We start from the raw sequence: 22,270 nt of genomic DNA on the forward strand, positions 1-22,270 counted from the left end.
GACGTCCTGCCGTCCACGCGCCGCGTCCACATCCCGGACCCTCGCCAAACCAACTCGCCTACCCACCCCCCTCCTCCCATACGCTTGTGCCGTGACCCCCGTCGAGCTCTCCCGCACCGTGCTGCGCGCGGTGCGTCGTGCTGTCGACGAGGGGGAGCTGAGCGTGGCCGTGCCGCAACGGGCCGTTGTGGTGCCGCCCGGTCCGGGTGGCTGTGGCGACTACGCCACCAACATCGCCCTGCAGCTCGCCCGGCCCGCCGGGCAGCCGCCCCGGCGTGTTGCCGAGATCCTGCAGCAGCACCTCGCCCGGACGGACGGCGTCGAGGACGTCGTCGTCACCGGGCCGGGGTTCATCAACATCAGCCTGCACGGGGCAGGGGCGACCGCTGCGGCCCTGACGCGCGAGATCCTCCGGGACGGCACGGCGTACGGTCACAGTGACGCACTCGCCGGGCAGGTCGTCGAGCTGCGTATCCCGTACGAGGTCCGGGCGGAAGTCGTCGCGGACGCCCTCGTGCGCATCGTCGGTTCCCAGGGCGGCCGCGTCGAGGTCGACCACGGCGAGCCGGTGAACCTCCGGCCCGTCCCGGCCCCCGACGACCCCGCGCTCCTCGGTCCCGACGCCGCCCGCTGGGCGCTTCTGCACCCCGCCGCCCACGACCGGCCCCGTATCACCGCCGATCATCTGGTCCAGCGCGAGAGCAACCCTCTCTTCCGTGTCCGTTACGCCCACGCCCGCACCCGGGCCCTCAGCCGTAACGCCGCCGACCTGGGTTTCACCCCCGAGCCCGGAGACGTGGAGCACGTACAAGAGGACGTGGCCGCCCTGCTCGCCGTCCTCGCCGATCACCCCCGCGTTCTCGCCCGCGCGGCTGCGCAGCGCACGCCCGACAGCCTCGCCCGGCACCTCGTCACCGTCGCCGACGCCGTTCTCGCCGTCCTTCCCGTGGTGCTGCCGCGCGGCGACGAGAAACCCTCGGCCGCCCACCGTGCCCGGCTCGCGCTCGCCGAAGGCGCCGGGGCGGTGCTGGCCGGCGGCCTGTCCCTGCTCGGCATCGACGCACCCCAACACCTCTAGAGAGCCAGCAAAGAAGATGAGCCGTTCTGCACACCCCGCCGGGCCCCGTCACGCCGACGTCCTCCCCGAGGGCCACTACTCCGCCCCGCCCACCGACCTCAACGTCCTCGACCCCAAGGTCTGGGCCCAGACGGTCACCCGCGACGAGGACGGTGTGACCACCGTCGGCGGTATCGATGTGAAGACCATCGCCGAGCAGTACGGCACCCCCGCCTACGTCCTCGACGAGGCCGACTTCCGGGCCCGGGCGCGGGCCTGGCGCAGCGCCTTCGGGGCCGACGCCGACGTCTTCTACGCCGGGAAGGCGTTCCTGTCGCGTGCCGTCGTGCGGTGGCTGCACGAGGAGGGGCTCAATCTGGATGTGTGCTCCGGCGGCGAGCTCGCCACCGCGCTCTCCGCCGGCATGCCCGCCGACCGCATCGCCTTCCACGGCAACAACAAGTCCGTCGACGAAATCACCAGGGCCATCGAGTCCGGTGTCGGGCGGATCGTCCTCGACTCCTTCCAGGAGATCGTCCGCGTCGCCCACGTCGCGCAGGAACTCGGCAAGCGGCAGCGCGTGCAGATTCGTATCACCGTCGGCGTCGAGGCCCACACCCACGAGTTCATCGCCACCGCCCACGAGGACCAGAAGTTCGGGATCCCGCTGGCCGGAGGGCAGGCGGCGGAAGCGGTCCGCCGTGCGCTCCAGCTCGACTCGCTCGAGCTCATCGGGATCCACAGCCACATCGGGTCGCAGATCTTCGACATGTCCGGGTTCGAGGTCGCCGCGCACCGGGTCGTCGGGCTGCTCAAGGACATCCGTGACGAGCACGGCGTCGAGCTGCCCGAGATCGACCTCGGGGGTGGGCTCGGGATCGCGTACACGAGCGACGACGATCCCCGTGAGCCGCACGAGATCGCCAAGGCGCTCACCGAGATCGTGACCCGGGAGTGCGAGTCGGCCAGGCTGCGCACCCCGCGCATCTCCGTCGAGCCCGGGCGCGCCATCGTCGGTCCGACGGCCTTCACGCTCTACGAGGTCGGCACCATCAAGCCCCTCGACAACCTCCGTACCTACGTCTCCGTCGACGGCGGTATGTCGGACAACATCCGCACCGCGCTCTACGACGCCGAGTACAGCGTCGCGCTCGTGTCGCGGACCTCCGACGCCGAGCCCATGCTCGCCCGTGTCGTCGGCAAGCACTGCGAGAGCGGCGACATCGTGGTGAAGGACGCCTTCCTGCCCTCCGACCTGGCACCGGGTGACCTCGTCGCCGTGCCCGCCACGGGTGCGTACTGCCGTTCCATGGCCAGCAACTACAACCACGTGCTCCGTCCGCCCGTCGTCGCCGTGAACGACGGCGAGGCTCGCGTCATCGTCCGCCGTGAGACGGAGGAGGACCTCCTGCGTCTCGACGTCGGATAAGAGACGTCGGATAAGGAACGGGCAACCGGATATTCCGGCGGGGTGGAAGATCTCCTGTCTTCCGCCCCCGTACAAATGAAATAGATGTCTCACGATCCGGACATGGGGCAGAAAGTCCCGTCCGGTGAGTGAGACTGGTCCAACCGTAGACGGTATGAGGAAACGAGGTCGGATGATGCGTACGCGTCCGCTGAAGGTGGCGCTGCTGGGCTGTGGGGTTGTCGGCTCAGAGGTGGCGCGCATCATGACGACGCACGCCGACGACCTCGCCGCCAGGATCGGGGCGCCCGTCGAACTGGCGGGCGTGGCCGTGCGCCGGCCCGACCGGGTGCGTGAGGGCATCGACCCGAGCCTCGTCACCACCGACGCCACCGCGCTCGTCAAACGCGGCGACATCGACGTCGTGGTCGAGGTCATCGGCGGCATCGAGCCCGCCCGCTCCCTCATCACCACCGCCTTCGAGCACGGCGCGTCCGTCGTCTCCGCCAACAAGGCGCTGCTCGCCCAGGACGGCGCCGCTCTGCACGCCGCCGCCGAGGAGCACGACAAGGACCTCTACTACGAGGCCGCCGTCGCCGGCGCCATCCCGCTGATCCGCCCGCTGCGCGAGTCCCTCGCCGGCGACAAGGTCAACCGGGTGCTGGGGATCGTCAACGGGACGACCAACTTCATCCTCGACAAGATGGACTCCACGGGGGCCGGGTACCAGGAGGCGCTTGACGAGGCCACCGCGCTCGGTTACGCCGAGGCCGACCCCACCGCCGACGTCGAGGGCTTCGACGCCGCCGCCAAGGCCGCCATCCTCGCCGGCATCGCCTTCCACTCGCGGGTGCGTCTCGACGACGTCTACCGCGAGGGCATGACCGAGGTCACCGCGGCCGACTTCGCCTCGGCGAAGAACATGGGGTGCACCATCAAGCTGCTCGCCATCTGCGAGCGGGCCCAGGACGGCGGCTCGGTCACCGCGCGCGTGCACCCCGCCATGATTCCGCTGAGCCACCCCCTCGCCTCCGTGCGCGGCGCGTACAACGCCGTGTTCGTCGAGTCCGACGCGAGCGGGCAGCTCATGTTCTACGGGCCCGGTGCCGGCGGTGCGCCCACCGCGTCCGCCGTGCTCGGCGACCTCGTCGCCGTCTGCCGCAACCGGCTCAGCGGGGCAACGGGGCCCGGCGAGTCGGCGTATGCCGCGCTGCCCGTGTCGGGCATGGGTGACGTCGTCACCCGCTACCACATCAGCCTCGACGTGGCGGACAAACCGGGTGTTCTCGCCCAGGTGGCGACCGTCTTCGCGGAGCACGGTGTGTCCATCGATACGGTTCGCCAGCAAGGCCGGCCAGAAGGGGACGGCGACGCATCGCTCGTCGTCGTCACCCACCGCGCGTCCGACGCCTCCCTTACCGGGACCGTCGAGGCGCTGCGCAAGCTCGACACCGTGCGGGGTGTCGCCAGCATCATGCGGGTTGAAGGAGAGTAACCAGCAATGACCCACCAGTGGCGCGGAATCATCGAGGAGTACCGGGACAGACTGCCGGTATCCGACACCACGCCGGTCGTGACGCTCCGCGAGGGCGGCACGCCCCTCGTGCCCGCGCAGGTGCTCTCCGAGCGCACGGGCTGCGAGGTCCACCTCAAGGTGGAGGGTGCGAACCCCACCGGGTCCTTCAAGGACCGCGGTATGACCATGGCCATCACGCGGGCGAAGGAGGAGGGTGCGAAGGCCGTCATCTGCGCCTCCACCGGCAACACCTCGGCCTCCGCCGCCGCCTACGCCGTACGCGCCGGCATGGTTTCGGCCGTTCTCGTGCCGCAGGGCAAGATCGCCCTCGGCAAGATGGGCCAGGCACTCGTGCACGGCGCCAAGATCCTCCAGGTCGACGGCAACTTCGACGACTGCCTCACCCTGGCCCGCGCGCTGAGCGACAACTACCCCGTGGCGCTGGTGAATTCGGTCAACCCGGTGCGCATCGAGGGCCAGAAGACGGCCTCCTTCGAGATCGTCGACATGCTCGGCGACGCCCCGGACATCCACGTCCTCCCGGTCGGCAACGCGGGCAACATCACCGCGTACTGGAAGGGCTACAAGGAGTACGCCGCCGACGGTGTCGCCACGCACACCCCTCGCATGTGGGGCTTCCAGGCCTCCGGCTCCGCGCCGATCGTGCGCGGCGAGATCGTCAAGGACCCCTCGACCATCGCCACCGCGATCCGCATCGGCAACCCGGCATCGTGGCAGTACGCGCTCGCCGCGCGGGACGAGTCCGGCGGTCTCATCGACGAGGTGACGGACCGTGAGATCCTGCGCGCCTACCGGTTGTTGGCCGCGCAGGAGGGCGTTTTCGTCGAGCCGGCGTCCGCCGCGTCCGTCGCCGGTCTGCTGAAGGCCGCCGAGCAGGGCAAGGTCGACCCGGGCCAGAAGATCGTGTGCACGGTCACCGGAAACGGCCTGAAGGACCCCGACTGGGCCGTCGCCGGCGCCCCGCAGCCCGTCACCGTCCCGGTCGACGCGGTGACGGCGGCCGAGCGCCTCGGTCTGGCCTGACGTCCGGCCCGACCGGGAACTCCCTCCGAGGGGTGCACAGGGGGCTTACGGCACGCATCGTGCGCCTCCTGTGCGCCCTATGTCGCCACAGAAGCATCCTTCGATAGGCTGTACCGAACCCGCCCGCCGCATATGCCTCCGCCCATGGAGCGTCTGGACGGTGCCGCGCCGTCTTTGCGGCCTGAGGGTCTCCACGTACGTATCCGATGTCGTATCGAATGTTTTCGACCATCACGCAGCTCAAGGAGAGTCATCGAGAGATGGCCGGTCCCGCCTTCCGCGCCGCCGCCGTAAGGGTGCGCGTCCCCGCCACCAGCGCCAACCTCGGCCCGGGCTTCGATGCCCTGGGCCTGTCGCTGGGGCTCTACGACGACGTCGTCGTCAGGGTGGCCGACTCCGGGCTGCACATCGACATCGCGGGCGAGGGCAGCGAGACGCTGCCGCGTGACGAGAAACACCTCCTCGTACGCTCGCTGCGCACCGCCTTCGACCTCCTCGGCGGACAGCCGCGCGGCCTCGAGATCGTCTGTGCCAACCGGATCCCGCACGGCCGTGGCCTCGGCTCCTCCTCGGCCGCCATCTGCGCCGGCATCGTCGCCGCGCGCGCCGTGACCATAGGCGGGGAGTCGAAGCTCGACGACACGGCCCTGCTCGAGCTCGCGACCGAGATCGAGGGCCACCCCGACAACGTGGCGGCCTGTCTGCTCGGCGGTTTCACGCTGTCCTGGATGGAGGCGGGCGCCGCCCGCGCGATCAGGATGGATGCCGCCGATTCCATCGTTCCGGTGGTTTTCGTGCCCGGAAAGCCGGTCCTCACCGAGACCGCGCGCGGCCTGCTCCCGCGCACCGTGCCGCACGTCGACGCCGCCACCAACGCGGGCCGTGCCGCCCTGCTCGTCGAGGCCCTGACCAGGCGCCCCGAGCTGCTGCTGCCTGCCACCGAGGACCGTCTCCACCAGGAGTACCGCGCGCCCGCCATGCCGGAGAGCGCCGCGCTGGTGGAGCGACTGAGGGCCGACGGAGTCCCGGCAGTCATCTCGGGTGCCGGACCCACTGTGCTGGCGCTGGCCGACGCCGACAGCGCCGACAAGGTCGCCCATCTGGCAGGCGAAGGGTGGGCCGCGAACCGGCTCGACCTCGACGCCCAGGGAGCGAGCGTGCTGCCGCTTGCGACCTGACACACGGTTGCCGGATTTCGAGAGGGGGAATGTTTGTTGGATCCGGTAGTGTTAATCTCAAGTCTGCACCCGACCCCACCATGGCGAGGTGCTTCGTGTCCCCGTCCGGGACAGACATTCTTCCGGGAGCCTCCCAAGCCGCACTGTGTTCCGTACGACGTACGCGGGCAGTACCTCGTACGCGGGCACTGAGCGACTTGCCGGGCACGCTCCGGAATCGGTGCGACCAAGCCACGTGACACCGACACTCGGTGCCACGGCCACGGCTTTGGGAAGCGCCATCCCAGATATTGCCTCCGCCACCTTTGGCGGACCACCGCCCCGGCACGGTCCACACAGCAAGGACCGAAGCCGGAAGCACAACCGGTCGCCGAGCCAGACAGGCCGACGTCCGCTCCAGGGAAGGACCCTTCGTGAGCGACACCACCGATCTGATGGGCGCACGTGTCGAGGAGACCGCTGCCGCGCCCGCCACGGACGCCTCCGCGCCTGCCACCGGTGCAGGCTCCCGGCGGCGCCGCGGTACCGGCCTCGAGGGCATGGTGCTGGCCGAGCTGCAGCAGGTCGCATCCGGCCTCGGCATCAGGGGCACCGCGCGCATGCGCAAGAGCCAGCTGATCGAGGTCATCAAGGAGGCGCAGGCGGGAGGCGGTGCTGCCCCGGCGAAGGCCGAGGCCGCCGCCGAGACCAAGCCCAAGCGCCGCGCCACCTCCAAGGCTCGTACGGGCGAGGACGCCGCTCCCGCCGCCGAGAAGAAGGCGGCCGCCTCGGCCGAGAAGGCCGTGGCCCAGCAGCAGATCGAGATCCCCGGCCAGCCGGCCAGCGAGGACGCCGCTCCCGCGGAGCGTCGCCGTCGTCGCGCCACCGCCGAGGCGGGCAGCCCCGAGACGGTCGCCGCCGAGGCGAAGAGCGAGCCGAAGGCCGAGACGCCCGCCCCGCAGGCGCAGGGCGAGGCCGCCGACGGTGACGGCCGCCAGGGCCGCCGTGACCGCCGGGACCGGGGGGACCGCGACCGCGGAGGCCGCGACCGCGACCGCCGCGGCAACAAGGGCGACGAGCAGCAGGGCGGCCAGGGCGGCCAGGGCGGTGGCCAGCGCCAGGACCGCCAGGACCGCCAGCAGGGCGGCGCCCGCCAGGACCGTCAGGACCGCCAGCAGCGCGACAACGGCCCGCAGGACGACGACGACTTCGAGGGCGGCCGCCGCGGCCGTCGGGGCCGTTACCGGGACCGCCGTGGCCGCCGTGGCCGTGACGAGATGGGCGGCGCCGAGCCGCAGCTCAACGAGGACGACGTCCTGATCCCCGTCGCGGGCATCCTGGACATCCTCGACAACTACGCCTTCATTCGTACGTCGGGCTACCTGCCGGGTCCCAACGACGTGTACGTCTCCCTCGCCCAGGTCCGCAAGAACGGCCTGCGCAAGGGCGACCACGTCACCGGCGCGGTCCGTCAGCCCAAGGAAGGCGAGCGGCGCGAGAAGTTCAACGCGCTGGTCCGTCTCGACTCCGTCAACGGCATGGCGCCCGAACACGGCCGCGGCCGCCCGGAGTTCAACAAGCTGACGCCTCTGTACCCGCAGGACCGGCTCCGCCTGGAGACCGACCCGGGTGTGCTGACGACCCGCATCATCGACCTCGTCGCGCCCATCGGTAAGGGCCAGCGCGGTCTGATCGTGGCCCCGCCGAAGACCGGCAAGACCATGATCATGCAGGCGATCGCCAACGCGATCACGCACAACAACCCCGAGTGCCACCTGATGGTCGTCCTGGTCGACGAGCGTCCGGAAGAGGTCACCGACATGCAGCGGTCGGTCAAGGGCGAGGTCATCTCCTCGACCTTCGACCGCCCGGCCGAGGACCACACCACGGTCGCCGAACTCGCCATCGAGCGGGCGAAGCGGCTGGTGGAGCTCGGGCACGACGTGGTCGTCCTGCTGGACTCCATCACGCGTCTGGGCCGTGCCTACAACCTGGCCGCGCCCGCCTCCGGCCGCATCCTGTCCGGTGGTGTCGACTCGACGGCGCTGTACCCGCCGAAGCGCTTCTTCGGTGCGGCGCGGAACATCGAGGACGGTGGCTCGCTCACCATCCTGGCGACCGCTCTTGTCGACACCGGGTCCCGCATGGACGAGGTGATCTTCGAGGAGTTCAAGGGCACGGGTAACGCCGAGCTCAAGCTCGACCGGAAGCTCGCGGACAAGCGGATCTTCCCGGCGGTGGACGTCGACGCGTCCGGTACGCGTAAGGAAGAGATTCTGCTCGGCAGCGACGAGCTCGCCATCGTCTGGAAGCTGCGCCGGGTGCTGCACGCGCTCGATCAGCAGCAGGCGATCGAGCTGCTGCTGGACAAGATGAAGCAGACGAAGTCCAACGCGGAGTTCTTGCTGCAGATTCAGAAGACGACGCCGATGCCCGGCAACGGCGACTGAGGCACAGCCTTCACTCAGGCCACCCCCCGTTACTCCGGTAACGGGGGGTGGCCTTTTGGCGCAGAGAGGGAGGGGCGCAGCGTGCGCCCCTCCCAAACTCATGTCTCTGTGGGGGACTTCCTTGACCACACCCATGTCCGGCAGCGGTCGTCACAGACGCCGGATACGTATCGCCCTGCCCGTCGTCGCGACGGGCGTTGCCGCGGCGGTGGCCGCCGCGCTGTTCATGTCGTCCGCGAACGCCGCGACCGCGTCGGCGGATCCGACCGTCAAGCCCAGCACCAGCTCCGCCTCGCTGTCCGAGCTGACCGTCCGTGTCGCGGGCGCGCTCGCCACCGACAAGGACTTCAAGAAGGCGTCGAAGACCAAGGACGCCAAGACGGACAAGTCGAGCACGTCGTCCACGTCCTCGACCTCGACCTCGTCCGGCACCTCGTCCACCTCCCCGGTCAGCCCGATGATCATCGGCGGCACCTCGACGAGCATCACCTCGGCGCCCTGGATGGCGCAGCTCTGGTACTACGACGACAAGGGCACCACCGACGAGAGCGACGACATCGGCTTCTTCTGCGGCGGTACCGTCGTGGCGCCGACGAAGATCCTCACCGCCTCGCACTGCGTCAAGGGCTTCAACTGGCACGCGTACGGGGCGATCGTCACCGGCACCGACCAGCTGCCCACCACCGACAGCTCCGGCAACACCGACCTGCACGGCGGCACCGTCTCCGGCATCTGGCGGCAGTGGAACCACCCGTCGTACAACTCGACGACCGTCGACAACGACGTCGCCGTCCTGACCCTGCCGAACCCGATCACCGCCACCCCGATCCGCATGACGACCTCCAGTGACACGGCGTCGTACGCGGCCGGAACCAGCGCCAAGGTCTACGGCTGGGGCCGTACCAGTTCCACCAGCAACGACATCTCGCAGACCCTGCAGTCGGCGACGCTGCCCGTGCAGTCCGACAGCACCTGCTCCGGCTACTACGGCAGCGACTTCATCGCGGGCCACATGGTCTGCGCCGGCACCCCGGCGACCGGCAGCGACTCCGGCACCACCACGGCCTGCAACGGCGACTCCGGTGGTCCGCTGATCGTCAACAACCGGATCGTCGGCATCGTGTCGTGGGGCGTGCAGGACTGCGTGGCCAAGGGCGCGTACAGCGTGTTCACCAAGGTGAAGGCGTACGTCGGCGCGGCATACCCCCGCATCGACGACACCAACCTGAGCGGTGACCACAAGGCCGACATGTTCGTGCGCGAGCACTCCACGAACACCGGCTACGAGAAGGACTCCAAGGGCACCTCGTTCGGGTCCCGCATCTCCTGGGGCAGCTTCAGCGGCTACAACACGATCCTGCAGACGGACCTCAACCGGGACGGCTACCAGGACTTCATCCTGCGCCGCAGCAGCGACGGGGCGGTCTTCTGGCTGCACTACATCCCGTCCACCCAGAGCTGGAGCAAGACCCAGACCTTCAGCAACTGGTCCACCCGCAAGTTCATCGTCGCCCCCGGTGACGTCACCGGCGACTACCTGCCCGACCTGCTCTCGGTCGACTCCTCGGGCATCCTGTGGATCTACCAGGGCAAGGGCAACGGCACCTTCCCCAGCCGTGTCGAGGTCGGCTCCGGCTGGGGCCAGTACAACTCGCTGCGCGCACACGGTGACTTCACCGGCGACGGCAGGGCCGACCTGATCGCCCGTCAGGGCAGCACCGGCGACGTGTACCTGTACAAGGGCACCGGCACCTCCGGCTCCGGCGCCTTCTCCAGCCGTATCAAGGTGCGCAGCGCCTGGACCGGCTACAACGCCTTCGACGCGGTCGGCGACATCACCGGCGACGGCAAGGCCGACTTCCTGGCCCGTACGTCCGGAGGCACGCTCTACCTGTACGCGGGCACCGGTAAGGCCACGAGCGAGATCTTTGCCACAAGGATCTCGGTCGGTACCGGCTTCCAGGCGTACGACATCTGGGGCTGATGCCGCAGGTGAGAGGGGCACGCCCCGAATAACCCGTTACGCACTGTGCCCGACTTTCCACAAGTCGGGCACAGTGCGTTGTGCAACCCTTTCCCGAGTTCTCCCGTCTGACCAGCCGGGGTGAACATGGTGCGGTACGGGCGAATCGACCAAGCCTGATCCCGACAGCAGGGGGTAACCGACCGGACGAGAACGAGGAGCACATGTCCGCCGAGAGCACGCCGGAACCCGGCATACCGGGAGGGTCCGGCACCAACGGCACGCGCGGCCGAGCCAAGGGCCGTCGTCGCAAGCCCCGCAGCACGCGCCGCAAAGGCCTGCTGATCACGGCGTGGACCGCTGCGGGCATCGTCGTGCTGGGCGGCACCGGAGCCGGATACCTGTATTTCAAGCTCAACGGCAACATCAAGAGCGTCGACATCGACTCGGCCCTGGGCACGGACCGGCCGACGAAGGTCGACAACGGCTCCGAGAACATCCTGGTCCTCGGTTCGGACAGCCGTTCGGGCAGCAACAAGAAGCTCGGCGGCGGCACGGACGACGGCAGCGCCCGCTCCGACACGGCGATGATCGTGCACGTCTACAAGGGCCACAAGAAGGCCGGCGTGGTCTCCATGCCGCGCGACACCCTCATCGACCGCCCCGAGTGCACCGACACCCAAGGCAAGACGCATCCCGCCGCGTCCGGCGTCATGTTCAACACCGCGTACTCCACCGGCGGCGCCGCCTGCGCCGTGAAGACCGTGGAGTCGATCAGCGGGCTGCGCATGGACCACTACCTCGAGGTCGACTTCAGCGGCTTCGAGAAGCTCATCGACGAGCTCGGCGGTGTCCCGGTCACCACGACCAAGGACATCAAGGACTCCCAGAGCCATCTGAACCTCAAGGCCGGCACGCACAAGCTCGACGGGGAGCAGGCCCTCGGCCTGGTCCGCACCCGGCACGGCGTCGGCGACGGCTCCGACCTCGGCCGCATCCAGCTCCAGCAGGCCTTCATCAAGGCCCTGGTCGAGCAGGTCAAGCACGTCGGCATCTTCACCAGCCCGAAGAGGCTCTACGACCTCGCCGACACCGCCACCAAGGCCGTGACGACCGACTCGGACCTCGGCTCGGTCAACTCCCTCATGGGCTTCGCCAACGGCCTCAAGAGCATCAGCTCGAGCAAGATGCACATGATCACGATGCCGGTCCAGTACGACCCGTCCAATCCCAACCGCGTGATCGTGGAGAAGACGAAGGCCCAGCAGGTCTGGACGGCCCTGAAGAACGACCAGGCGATCCCGGCGAGCGCCACGAAGGGCACCGCGACGGGCGAAGCCAAGGGCGTGGTCACCGCCGGTAATTAGGGGCGCGGGGCTGTGTCGATTTGCGGCTCCGCCGCGGGCCGCGACAAGCCCCCACCGGCCTGCAGGGAACAATCTGCAGTCGCCCCCGGTTTTGGGGGATGGCCCCAGTCCTGGCAGACTGGTACGTCGGCCCCGGTTCACGCCCCTGCACCCCGCGGGAGCGACCCGGCGCCCTCCCGAAACTAGGAGACACCTTGAAGCGCGACATCCACCCCGAGTACGTCGAGACGCAGGTCAGCTGCACCTGTGGCGCGTCGTTCACCACCCGCAGCACGATCTCGAGCGGCAACATCCGCGCCGAGGTCTGCTCCGAGTGCCACCCGTTCTACACGGGCAAGCAGAAGATCCTCGACACCGGTGGCCGTGTGGCCCGCTTCGAGGCCCGCTTCGGCAAGGCTGCTGCCGGCTCCAAGAAGTAGCTGGCTCCAATCCGCCGGTCCACGGCCGCGCCCTGAAACAGGCGTGCCGGGACCGGCGTTTTTGGTCGCCCGCCTTCCGCCCTTTTCCACGCAGTACAGGAGCCCAAGATGTTCGAGGCCGTCGAGGAACTCGTCGGTGAGCACGCCGACCTGGAGACGAAGCTCGCCGACCCGTCGGTCCACGCCGACCAGGCCAACGCGCGCAAGCTGAACAAGCGCTACGCCGAGCTCACCCCGATCGTCGCCACGTACCGCTCCTGGAAGCAGACCGGCGACGACATCGAGACGGCGAAGGAATTCGCCGCCGTCGACCCGGACTTCGCCGCCGAGGTCAAGGAGCTGGAGAAGCAGCGCGAGGAACTCACCGAGAAGCTGCGCCTGCTGCTCGTACCCCGGGACCCGTCCGACGACAAGGACGTGATCCTCGAGATCAAGGCCGGCGCCGGCGGCGACGAGTCCGCGCTCTTCGCCGGTGACCTCCTGCGCATGTACCTCCGGTACGCCGAGCGCGTCGGCTGGAAGACCGAGATCATCGACGCCACCGAGTCGGAGCTCGGCGGCTACAAGGACGTACAGGTCGCCGTGAAGACCAAGGGCGGCCAGGGCGCCACCGAGCCCGGGCAGGGTGTCTGGGCGCGGATGAAGTACGAGGGCGGTGTGCACCGCGTGCAGCGCGTGCCGGCCACCGAGTCCCAGGGCCGTATCCACACGTCCGCCGCCGGTGTCCTCGTCACGCCCGAGGCGGAGGAGGTCGACGTCGAGATCAACCCGAACGACCTCCGCATCGACGTCTACCGCTCCTCCGGACCCGGCGGCCAGTCCGTCAACACCACCGACTCCGCGGTGCGCATCACGCACATCCCGACCGGAGTCGTCGCCTCCTGCCAGAACGAGAAGAGCCAGCTGCAGAACAAGGAGCAGGCGATGCGTATCCTGCGCTCCAGGCTGCTCGCAGCGGCGCAGGAGGAGGCGGAGAAGGAAGCCGCCGACGCCCGCCGCAGCCAGGTCCGCACCGTCGACCGCTCCGAGAAGATCCGCACGTACAACTTCCCGGAGAATCGCATCTCGGACCACCGCGTCGGCTTCAAGGCCTACAACCTGGACCAGGTCCTGGACGGCGACCTCGACGCGGTGATCCAGGCCTGCGTCGACGCGGACTCGGCGGCGAAGCTGGCGGCTGCATAAAGGCATCTGCGCACGACCCAGTACGACACGGAGGAATGCGTGAACCTGCTGCTCGCAGAGGTGGCACAGGCCACCCAGCGGCTGGCCGACGCCGGCGTGCCCTCGCCGCGCACCGACGCGGAGGAGCTCGCCGCGTTCGTGCACGGCGTGAAGCGCAGCCAACTGCACTCCGTGAAGGACTCGGACTTCGACGCCCGGTACTGGGAGGTCATCGCCCGGCGCGAACAGCGCGAGCCGCTGCAGCACATCACCGGGCGGGCCTACTTCCGCTACCTCGAACTCCAGGTGGGACCGGGCGTGTTCGTGCCGCGGCCCGAGACCGAATCCGTGGTCGGCTGGGCCATAGACGCCGTACGCGCCATGGACGTCGTCGAGCCGTGCATCGTGGACCTGTGCACCGGCTCCGGCGCCATCGCGCTCGCGCTCGCCCAGGAGGTACCGCGCTCGCGCGTGCACGCCGTGGAGCTGTCCGAGGAAGCGCTCCAGTGGACCCGCAAGAACGTCGAGGGTTCGCGCGTCGACCTGCGCCAGGGCAACGCCCTTGACGCCTTCCCGGACCTCGACGGCCAGGTCGACCTGGTCATCTCCAACCCGCCGTACATCCCGCTGACGGAATGGGAGTACGTCGCTCCCGAGGCGCGGGACTACGATCCCGAACTCGCCCTGTTCTCGGGGGAGGACGGCCTCGATCTCATCCGCGGTCTGGAACGGACCGCACACCGGCTCCTGCGCCCGGGCGGTGTCGTCGTCATCGAGCACGCCGACACCCAGGGTGGCCAGGTGCCGTGGATCTTCACCGAGGAGCGGGGCTGGGCCGACGCGGCCGACCACCCGGACCTCAACAACCGCCCCCGGTTCGCGACGGCCCGCAAGGCACTGCCGTGAGCACCCCGACGACCCACTTCCCGATGTACGTGTACGAGGAGGCCCGCTAGACATGGCTCGGCGATACGACACCAACGACGCGACGGACCGCACGACCGGTCTGCGCGAGGCCGCGTCCGCCGTCCGCCGTGGCGAGCTCGTGGTCCTCCCGACCGACACCGTGTACGGCATCGGCGCCGACGCGTTCTCCTCGGAGGCGGTCGCCGACCTGCTGGAGGCCAAGGGCCGGGGCCGCAACATGCCCACCCCCGTGCTGATCGGGTCCCCGAACACGCTCCACGGTCTCGTCACCGACTTCTCCGAGCTGGCCTGGGAGCTCGTCGACGCCTTCTGGCCGGGTGCGCTCACGCTCGTCGCCAAGCACCAGCCGTCCCTGCAGTGGGACCTCGGGGACACCCGGGGCACGGTCGCCATCCGTATGCCGCTGCACCCGGTCGCCATCGAGCTGCTGACCGAGGTCGGCCCCATGGCCGTGTCCTCGGCGAACCTGACCGGCCACCCCGCCCCCGAGGACTGTGACGCCGCGCAGGAGATGCTCGGCGACTCCGTCTCCGTCTACCTCGACGGCGGCCCGACCCCCGGCAACGTCCCGTCCTCCATCGTCGACGTCACCGGCCCGGTGCCGGTGCTGCTGCGCGAGGGCGCGATCTCGCCGGACGAGCTGCGGAAGGTCGTACCCGACCTCGAGGTGGCGAATTGACGGCCCCTGACGCGGGGCGTGGCATAGGCAACGGGGTAGAGACAGGGACCTTCGGGGTACCCATGACCAACTTCCGCATCCTCCACGTCAGCACCGGCAACGTGTGCCGCTCGCCGATCACCGAGCGGCTGACCCGCCATGCCCTGGCGGACCGGCTCGGCGACCCCCTGTGGGGCGGGCTGATCGTGGAGAGCGCGGGCACCTGGGGCCACGAGGGCGCGCCCATGGAGGCCAACGCGGAGGCGGTCCTCGCGGACTTCGGCGCGGACGCCTCCGGCTTCATGGGCCGCGAACTCCTCGACGAGCACGTCATCATGGCCGACCTCGTCCTGACGGCGACCCGCGACCACCGCGCACAGGTCATCTCCATGGGCCACTCGGCGGGCCTGCGCACCTTCACGCTGAAGGAGTTCACCCGCCTGGTGCGGGCGATAGACCCCGCGACCCTGCCGCCCCTGGAGGACGGTGTGGTGGCACGCGCGCGTGCGCTGGTCCGGGCTGCGGCGGCTCTACGCGGGTGGCTCCTGGCCCCGACCGCCGAGGCGGACGAGGTGTACGACCCGTACGGCGCCCCGCTGACCTTCTTCCGGTCCATCGGGGAGGAGATACACCAGGCGCTGGATCCGGTGGTGACGGCGCTGACGGGGGTACCTGCGCGCGCTTGAAACGGGTCGCGCCCCGGATTGGGCTCCGGTGGTGACGGCGCTGACGGGGGCCTGCGCGCGCCTGACGCGGGACGCGCGGAGACCGGGTTCCGGTCGTCCCAGCGCTCACCGGTGTACCTGCGAAGGGCGTAACAACCGAGCACCTCACCGGTACCGGGCCTACATTGGTCGTACGTCACCGTCGACGCCCCCGGAGCCCATCATGCCGGTCACTCATAGCCTCGAGGCCGATGTCCTGCGCCGGCAGGACCCCGAGCTGGCCGAGATCCTGCTCGGTGAGCTCGACCGGCAGTCGACGACGTTGCAGCTCATCGCCGCCGAGAACTTCTCCTCGCCCGCGGTGCTGGCCGCGCTCGGCTCGCCGCTGGCCAACAAGTACGCCGAGGGGTACCCGGGCGCCCGCCACCACGGCGGCTGCGAGATCGTCGACGTCGCCGAGCGCCTCGCCGTGGACCGCGCGAAGGCGCTGTTCGGCGCCGAGCACGCCAACGTGCAGTCCCACTCCGGATCTTCGGCAGTCCTCGCCGCGTACGCGGCACTGCTGCGGCCCGGCGACACCGTCCTCGCCCTCGGCCTCCCGTACGGCGGCCACCTCACGCACGGCTCGCCCGCCAACTTCTCCGGCCGCTGGTTCGACTTCGTCGGCTACGGCGTCGACGCCGAGACCGGGCTCATCGACTACGACCAGGTGCGCACCCTCGCGCGTACGCACCGCCCCAAGGCGATCGTGTGCGGTTCCATCGCCTACCCCCGGCACATCGACTACGCCTTCTTCCGCGAGGTCGCCGACGAGGTCGGGGCGTATCTCATCGCCGACGCCGCCCATCCCATGGGGCTCGTCGCCGGGGGAGCGGCGCCCAGCCCGGTGCCGTACGCCGACGTGGTCTGCGCGACCACGCACAAGGTGCTGCGCGGGCCGCGCGGCGGGATGATCCTGTGCGGCGCCGAACTCGCCGAGCGGGTCGACCGGGCCGTCTTCCCGTTCACCCAGGGCGGCGCGCAGATGCACACCATCGCCGCCAAGGCCGTCGCGTTCGGCGAGGCGGCAACACCGGCGTTCAAGTTGTACGCCCATCAGGTGGTCGCCAATGCCCGGGCACTGGCGGCTCTGCTGGCCGCCGAGGGCCTGGTCGTCACCACCGGCGGCACGGACACCCATCTGATCACCGCCGACCCGGCGCCCCTCGGCGTCGACGGACGCACCGCGCGCGGCCGCCTCGCCGCGGCCGGAATGGTGCTGGACTGCTGTGCCCTCCCGCACGGGGACGCCCGTGGCCTGCGGCTGGGCACGGCGGCCGTGACCACACAGGGGATGGGAGAGGAGGAAATGGCGGGAATCGCCGCGCTGCTGGCGGGTGTGCTGCGGGGCGAGACCGAGAGCCAGAAGGCGCGTGATCAGGTGCGTGAGCTCACCGGTAGATTTCAGCCGTACACCGGCTGAGCGGGGGTAGACGCACCTGCGTACCACTGGGTGCAGCCTGCGTGCACAGGCACGCGTGCAACCATCGTCGCTACCCGGCAGTCCCCATTCATATGCGTGCGTCGCTAGGGTGTGGGGCTGAGATGGCCAGCGAGACCTGTGGGGAAGCCTGTGCGTGAATACCTGCTGACGCTCTGCATCACGGCCGCGGTGACGTATCTGCTGACAGGGCCGGTACGTAAGTTCGCGATCGTGGCCGGAGCCATGCCGGAGATCAGGGCCCGTGACGTGCACCGGGAGCCCACTCCGCGCCTCGGCGGGATCGCCATGTTCTTCGGCCTGTGCGCGGGCCTGCTGGTCGCGGACCATCTCACCAACCTCAACGAGGTCTTCGAGAAGTCCAACGAACCGCGGGCGCTGCTCTCCGGAGCGGCGCTCATCTGGCTCATCGGCGTCCTGGACGACAAGTTCGAGATCGACGCCCTGATCAAGCTCGGCGGCCAGATGATCGCCGCCGGCGTCATGGTCATGCAGGGTCTGACGATCCTGTGGCTGCCGATCCCGAGCGTCGGCACCGTCGCGCTGACCCAGTGGCAGGGCACCCTGCTGACGGTGGCGCTGGTGGTCATCACCATCAACGCGGTCAACTTCGTGGACGGCCTCGACGGACTCGCCTCCGGCATGGTGTGCATCGCCGCCGCCGCGTTCTTCATGTACGCCTACCGCCTCTGGTACTCGTACGGCATCGAGGCCGCCGCCCCCGCGACGCTGTTCGCGGCCATCCTGATGGGCATGTGCCTGGGCTTCCTGCCGCACAACATGCACCCCGCGCGCATCTTCATGGGCGACTCGGGCTCGATGCTGATCGGGCTGGTACTGGCCGCGGGCGCGATCTCCATCACGGGGCAGGTCGACCCGGACAGCCTGTTCGGTGGGTCCCAGCGTCAGGCCGTGCACCAGATGGTCCCGGTGTACATCCCGCTGCTGCTGCCGCTGACGATCATCGCGATCCCGGCGGCCGACCTGATCCTGGCCATCGTGCGCCGCACCTGGCGCGGCCAGTCGCCGTTCGCCGCGGACCGCGGGCATCTGCACCACCGTCTGCTGGAGATCGGGCACTCGCACAGCCGGGCAGTGGTGATCATGTACTTCTGGTCGGCGCTGATCGCCTTCGGCGCCCTGGCGTACTCGGTCAACTCGGCGTCCATGTGGATCGTCCTGGGCATCGTGATCCTCAGCGCCATCGGCCTGCTCCTCCTCCTGCTGCCGCGCTTCACCCCGCGTGCCCCGCGCTGGGCCGAGCACTTCGTGCCGCCGCGCTACCGCCGCCGCAGGGCCGTCGCCGAATCCGCCTCGACCCCCGCGCACCCGGCCGGGGTCGAAGAGGAGCAGCGCGCACCCGTCGTGGCCGGTGTGGCAGGGGTCAACGGTGCGACCGCCCTCGGCGCCCGTCCGCGCTTCCTGGACCGCCGGAAGGCCGGTACCCCGCGCTGACTCGGCAAGGTAAGAATCTGACTAGAGCATTGCCAACTCGTGGGGGAGCAAAGTCCCCCAATACCAGACAAGCCGGTTCTGTTTCTGCACAGACGCGCACTGTCACTCTCATGTGTGACAGCAAGCACACCGGCTAGGTAAAGACCGCATCAAATAGTTTGTGATACGGTTCACGAGAACCCCGGAGAGAGCTGAAGGGCCGCAGTGCGACGGCCCATTGGCCGTGAGTTCCCCTCTCGATCCGGGACTACGCTCGTCCATGACGACACCTGCCCCCCTGTGAAAGCGGAGTTGCCGCCATGCCGTCCAATGACGCCCGGAACCTCTTGCAGACCGCTGTGCCCACAGCGGCTGTCGGCGCGATCGTCGTCGCCGTCAGCGCTGTGGTCGCCGGCGGCAAGGGTGCGCTCGGTGCGGCGGTCGGCACACTGCTCGCGATCCTGTTCATGGGAATCGGTCTGTACGTCCTGCAGTGGACGGCAAAAACGCTCCCGCAGTTGTTCCAGGCCATGGGGCTGATGCTGTACGTCGCTCAGCTCCTGCTGCTCCTGATCTTCGTGGCCGTCTTCAAGGACACCACCCTCTTCAACGCGAAGACGTTCGCCGTCTCGCTCGTCGTCGCGACCGTCGTGTGGATGGCTGCGCAGGCTCGTGCGCATATGAAGGCCAAGCTTTTCTACATCGACCCCGACTCCGAGAAGAGTGGAAAGTCCGAGAAGACAGGGTCGTCGTCGTGAGGGATAGGGGCGGGATAAAGGCTTGTGAGATCTCCTGCTATCGTCCGGTGCCAACTGCGGCATCGCGGGCGCGGGCATCTGAGCTGACGCCTGCTCAATCGCGAGGCTTGATGCCCCCCAGCCGCCCTCACATCCGTAACACCAGTCCAGTGCCGACCCGCGGCTGCGCGCCGCGCCGACACAACGAGGTTGCCGTACCCATGCGTCACGCCGAAGGAGCCCGCGGTGAGTGCTGACCAGACCCAGCTCGCCTTTGACTGGAGTTGTCGGATCATGTCCGACAACGGGTGTGGCTTCCCGGCTCCGGGCCTGCACTCCTTCCTGTTCAAGCCCCTGTTCACCGTGGGCGGCTACGAGTTCAACAAGGTGATGCTGCTCGCGCTCATCACCACGCTGCTCGTCGTCACCTTCTTCACGCTGGCCTTCAGTAAGGCCAAGGTGGTCCCGGGCAAGCTCCAGATGGTGGCCGAGGCCGGCTACGACTTCGTGCGCCGCGGCATCGTCTACGAGACGCTGGGCAAGCGCGAGGGCGAGAAGTACGTCCCGCTCATGGTCTCGCTGTTCTTCTTCATCTGGATCATGAACATCTGGTCCGTGATTCCGCTGGCCCAGTTCCCGGTGGCCTCGGTCTTCGCCTTCCCGGTGGTGCTGGCCGCGGTCGTCTACATCACGTGGGTCTCGCTGACCTTCAAGAAGCACGGCTTCGTCGGCTTCTTCAAGAACGTGACGGGCTACGACAAGTCGCTCGGTGGCGTGCTGCCCCTCGTCATGGTCATCGAGTTCTTCTCGAACCTGCTGGTCCGCCCGTTCACGCACGCGGTGCGACTCTTCGCCAACATGTTCGCCGGCCACCTGATGCTGGTGATGTTCACCGTCGCCTCCTGGTACCTGATGAACAGCTGGATGGTCCCGGCGGCCGGTGTCTCCTTCGTCATGACCGTGGTCATGATCCTCTTCGAGCTTTTCGTGCAGGCCGTCCAGGCGTACGTCTTCGTGCTGCTGGCCTGCTCCTACGTTCAGGGCGCTCTCGCCGAGCACCACTGAGCCGAGTACCACCCGCCCGCACCCTCGAGACGTCCGGTGGCCAACCCCCACCGGTCCATGAAAGAGAAGGAAGAATCGGCATGTCCGCTCTCCAGGCACTTGCTGCTGACACCGTCCACGGCTCCATCGGCTCCATCGGCTACGGCCTCGCGGCCATCGGCCCCGGCGTCGGCGTCGGCATCATCTTCGGTAACGGCACCCAGGCCCTGGCCCGTCAGCCCGAGGCGGCCGGTCTGATCCGCGCCAACCAGATCCTGGGTTTCGCCTTCTGTGAGGCTCTCGCCCTCATCGGCATCGTTATGCCGTTCGTGTTCGGTACCTGATCCGCCTTACCTGACACGTTCCGACGAAAGGCACTGATGTGATCGCCAACCTGGTAGCGCTCGCGGCCGAGGAGAAGCAGAACCCGCTTATCCCGGCCGGCCCCGAGCTGCTTGTTGGAGCCATCGCCTTCGCCATCGTGTTCTTCTTCTTCTGGAAGAAGCTGCTCCCGAACATCAACAAGGTTCTGGAGGAGCGCCGCGAGGCGATCGAAGGTGGCATCGAGAAGGCCGAGGCCGCTCAGGTCGAGGCGCAGAGCGTTCTCGAGCAGTACAAGGCCCAGCTCGCCGAGGCCCGGCACGAGGCCGCGCGTCTGCGCCAGGAGGCGCAGGAGCAGGGTGCCGCGCTCATCGCCGAGATGCGCGCCGAGGGCCAGCGGCAGCGCGAGGAGATCGTCGCCGCCGGTCACGCGCAGATCGAGGCCGACCGCAAGTCCGCCGCGCAGGCGCTCCGGCAGGACGTCGGTCACCTCGCAACCGAGCTGGCCGGCAAGCTCGTCGGCGAGTCCCTCGAGGACCACGCCCGGCAGAGCCGCGTCATCGACCGCTTCCTCGACGACCTCGAGGAGAAGGCCGAGGCCGCGCGATGAACGGAGCGAGCCGCGAGGCACTGGCCGCCGCACGCGAGCGTCTCGACGCGCTGACGGACTCCACGTCCGCCGACGTGACGAAGCTCGCCGACGAGCTGGCCGCCGTCACCGCGCTGCTCCACCGCGAGGTGTCGCTGCGTCGGGTCCTGACCGACCCGGCGCAGGCCGGTGAGGCGAAGGCCGAGCTGGCCCAGCGCCTGCTCGGCTCCCAGGTCGGCGGGGCGACTGCCGACCTGGTGTCCGGCATGGTGCGCTCCCGCTGGTCGCAGTCCCGTGACCTGGTGGACGCGCTGGAGGAGCTGGCGGACACCGCCGAGCTCACCGCCGCGCAGAAGACCGGCAGGCTCGACGACGTGGAGGACGAGCTGTTCCGCTTCGGGCGGATCGTCTCCTCGAACACCGAGCTGCGTGCCGCGCTGACCGACCGCGCCGCGACCACCGCGGCCAAGATCGAGCTGCTGCACCGGCTGCTCGGCGGCCGGGCCGCTGCGTCGACCGAGCGGCTTGTGACGCGCCTTGTGACCGCGCCGCGGGGACGTAGCCTGGAGTCGGGACTGGAGTCCCTGTCCAAGCTCGCCGCCGAGCGCCGGCACCGGCTGGTCGCCGTCGTCACCTCGGCGGTGCCGCTGAGCGACTCGCAGAAGCAGCGCCTGGGCGCAGCTCTCGCGAAGCTCTACGGCCACAAGATGCACCTCAACATCGACGTGGACCCCGAGGTCCTCGGCGGGATCCGGGTGCAGGTCGGCGACGAGGTCATCAACGGCTCGATCGCGGACCGCATCGAGGACGCCGGTCGCCGCCTGGCGGGCTGAGCAGCAACTTCATAAGCAGAACAGCAGTACAGCAGTA

General features: G+C 69.2%; 20 protein-coding genes. All 20 read left to right on the plus strand.

What is annotated here, in order from left to right; genetic code table 11:
- The first annotated feature begins 91 nt into the window (after positions 1-91).
- The 20 genes from nrtL to EDD92_RS31740 all read left to right on the plus strand — a co-directional run bounded on the left by nrtL (position 92) and on the right by EDD92_RS31740 (position 22,233).
- Complete coding sequence (nrtL, locus tag EDD92_RS31645) at positions 92-1,078, plus strand: ArgS-related anticodon-binding protein NrtL (protein ID WP_123967479.1); 987 nt, start codon at positions 92-94, stop codon at positions 1,076-1,078.
- Positions 1,079-1,094: 16 nt separating this feature from the next.
- Positions 1,095-2,486 (plus strand): diaminopimelate decarboxylase, encoded by a 1,392-nt coding sequence (gene lysA, locus EDD92_RS31650; RefSeq protein WP_123967480.1) that lies wholly within the window; start codon positions 1,095-1,097, stop codon positions 2,484-2,486.
- A 172-nt stretch (positions 2,487-2,658) separates the two neighbouring features.
- A complete protein-coding gene (locus tag EDD92_RS31655) occupies positions 2,659-3,960 on the plus strand; it encodes a homoserine dehydrogenase (protein ID WP_185124190.1) in 1,302 nt (433 codons plus the stop codon).
- 6 nt (positions 3,961-3,966) lie between these two features.
- Entirely contained in the window at positions 3,967-5,025 is a 1,059-nt protein-coding gene (thrC, locus tag EDD92_RS31660) for a threonine synthase (protein WP_123967481.1), read from the plus strand.
- A gap of 260 nt (positions 5,026-5,285) precedes the next feature.
- A complete protein-coding gene (gene thrB, locus EDD92_RS31665; protein ID WP_030928684.1) occupies positions 5,286-6,203 on the plus strand; it encodes a homoserine kinase in 918 nt (305 codons plus the stop codon).
- 413 nt (positions 6,204-6,616) lie between these two features.
- The gene (rho, locus tag EDD92_RS31670) at positions 6,617-8,632 is read left to right on the plus strand and encodes a transcription termination factor Rho (protein ID WP_123967482.1); all 2,016 of its coding nucleotides are present in this window, start codon (positions 6,617-6,619) and stop codon (positions 8,630-8,632) included.
- 133 nt (positions 8,633-8,765) lie between these two features.
- Positions 8,766-10,616: a trypsin-like serine protease gene (locus EDD92_RS31675; protein WP_123970639.1), complete on the plus strand. Its 1,851-nt coding sequence runs from the start codon at positions 8,766-8,768 to the stop codon at positions 10,614-10,616.
- Positions 10,617-10,819: 203 nt separating this feature from the next.
- Positions 10,820-11,962: an LCP family protein gene (locus tag EDD92_RS31680; RefSeq protein ID WP_123967483.1), complete on the plus strand. Its 1,143-nt coding sequence runs from the start codon at positions 10,820-10,822 to the stop codon at positions 11,960-11,962.
- A gap of 194 nt (positions 11,963-12,156) precedes the next feature.
- Complete coding sequence (gene rpmE, locus EDD92_RS31685; RefSeq protein WP_123967484.1) at positions 12,157-12,381, plus strand: 50S ribosomal protein L31; 225 nt, start codon at positions 12,157-12,159, stop codon at positions 12,379-12,381.
- 108 nt (positions 12,382-12,489) lie between these two features.
- Complete coding sequence (gene prfA, locus EDD92_RS31690) at positions 12,490-13,566, plus strand: peptide chain release factor 1 (RefSeq protein WP_123967485.1); 1,077 nt, start codon at positions 12,490-12,492, stop codon at positions 13,564-13,566.
- A gap of 39 nt (positions 13,567-13,605) precedes the next feature.
- Positions 13,606-14,451, plus strand: a complete 846-nt coding sequence (gene prmC, locus EDD92_RS31695; RefSeq protein WP_030928668.1) for a peptide chain release factor N(5)-glutamine methyltransferase — start codon at positions 13,606-13,608, stop codon at positions 14,449-14,451.
- Between the two features lie 52 nt (positions 14,452-14,503).
- On the plus strand, positions 14,504-15,151 hold the full coding sequence (locus EDD92_RS31700) for an L-threonylcarbamoyladenylate synthase (protein WP_030928666.1): 648 nt from the start codon (positions 14,504-14,506) through the stop codon (positions 15,149-15,151).
- The gene (locus tag EDD92_RS31705) at positions 15,148-15,816 is read left to right on the plus strand and encodes a protein-tyrosine-phosphatase (protein WP_123967486.1); all 669 of its coding nucleotides are present in this window, start codon (positions 15,148-15,150) and stop codon (positions 15,814-15,816) included. Before EDD92_RS31700 ends, EDD92_RS31705 begins: the two co-directional genes overlap by 4 nt.
- Before the next feature lie 202 nt (positions 15,817-16,018).
- Positions 16,019-17,257 carry a serine hydroxymethyltransferase gene (gene glyA / locus EDD92_RS31710; protein WP_123967487.1) on the plus strand — a complete coding sequence of 413 codons (1,239 nt, stop codon included), beginning with the start codon at positions 16,019-16,021 and terminating at the stop codon, positions 17,255-17,257.
- A 150-nt stretch (positions 17,258-17,407) separates the two neighbouring features.
- Positions 17,408-18,730 carry an MraY family glycosyltransferase gene (locus EDD92_RS31715; RefSeq protein WP_123967488.1) on the plus strand — a complete coding sequence of 441 codons (1,323 nt, stop codon included), beginning with the start codon at positions 17,408-17,410 and terminating at the stop codon, positions 18,728-18,730.
- Between the two features lie 299 nt (positions 18,731-19,029).
- Positions 19,030-19,467 carry a hypothetical protein gene (locus EDD92_RS31720; RefSeq protein WP_123967489.1) on the plus strand — a complete coding sequence of 146 codons (438 nt, stop codon included), beginning with the start codon at positions 19,030-19,032 and terminating at the stop codon, positions 19,465-19,467.
- Between the two features lie 273 nt (positions 19,468-19,740).
- Entirely contained in the window at positions 19,741-20,511 is a 771-nt protein-coding gene (gene atpB, locus EDD92_RS31725) for a F0F1 ATP synthase subunit A (protein ID WP_123967490.1), read from the plus strand.
- Between the two features lie 80 nt (positions 20,512-20,591).
- Positions 20,592-20,834: a F0F1 ATP synthase subunit C gene (locus EDD92_RS31730; RefSeq protein WP_123967491.1), complete on the plus strand. Its 243-nt coding sequence runs from the start codon at positions 20,592-20,594 to the stop codon at positions 20,832-20,834.
- Positions 20,835-20,872: 38 nt separating this feature from the next.
- Entirely contained in the window at positions 20,873-21,421 is a 549-nt protein-coding gene (locus EDD92_RS31735) for a F0F1 ATP synthase subunit B (protein WP_123967492.1), read from the plus strand.
- Complete coding sequence (locus EDD92_RS31740; protein WP_123967493.1) at positions 21,418-22,233, plus strand: F0F1 ATP synthase subunit delta; 816 nt, start codon at positions 21,418-21,420, stop codon at positions 22,231-22,233. Before EDD92_RS31735 ends, EDD92_RS31740 begins: the two co-directional genes overlap by 4 nt.
- Positions 22,234-22,270 lie beyond the last annotated feature (37 nt).

Source organism: Streptomyces sp. TLI_185 (genome assembly GCF_003814765.1).
Classification (GTDB): Bacteria; Actinomycetota; Actinomycetes; order Streptomycetales; family Streptomycetaceae; genus Streptomyces.

Coding starts and splice junctions, on each gene's coding strand:
- lysA (WP_123967480.1), top strand. CDS start 1,095: ATGAGCCGTTCTGCACACCCCGCCGGGCCCCGTCACGCCGACGTCCTC.
- EDD92_RS31655 (WP_185124190.1), top strand. CDS start 2,659: ATGATGCGTACGCGTCCGCTGAAGGTGGCGCTGCTGGGCTGTGGGGTT.
- thrC (WP_123967481.1), top strand. CDS start 3,967: ATGACCCACCAGTGGCGCGGAATCATCGAGGAGTACCGGGACAGACTG.
- thrB (WP_030928684.1), top strand. CDS start 5,286: ATGGCCGGTCCCGCCTTCCGCGCCGCCGCCGTAAGGGTGCGCGTCCCC.
- EDD92_RS31675 (WP_123970639.1), top strand. CDS start 8,766: ATGTCCGGCAGCGGTCGTCACAGACGCCGGATACGTATCGCCCTGCCC.
- EDD92_RS31680 (WP_123967483.1), top strand. CDS start 10,820: ATGTCCGCCGAGAGCACGCCGGAACCCGGCATACCGGGAGGGTCCGGC.
- prfA (WP_123967485.1), top strand. CDS start 12,490: ATGTTCGAGGCCGTCGAGGAACTCGTCGGTGAGCACGCCGACCTGGAG.
- EDD92_RS31700 (WP_030928666.1), top strand. CDS start 14,504: ATGGCTCGGCGATACGACACCAACGACGCGACGGACCGCACGACCGGT.
- glyA (WP_123967487.1), top strand. CDS start 16,019: ATGCCGGTCACTCATAGCCTCGAGGCCGATGTCCTGCGCCGGCAGGAC.
- EDD92_RS31720 (WP_123967489.1), top strand. CDS start 19,030: ATGCCGTCCAATGACGCCCGGAACCTCTTGCAGACCGCTGTGCCCACA.
- atpB (WP_123967490.1), top strand. CDS start 19,741: ATGTCCGACAACGGGTGTGGCTTCCCGGCTCCGGGCCTGCACTCCTTC.
- EDD92_RS31730 (WP_123967491.1), top strand. CDS start 20,592: ATGTCCGCTCTCCAGGCACTTGCTGCTGACACCGTCCACGGCTCCATC.
- EDD92_RS31740 (WP_123967493.1), top strand. CDS start 21,418: ATGAACGGAGCGAGCCGCGAGGCACTGGCCGCCGCACGCGAGCGTCTC.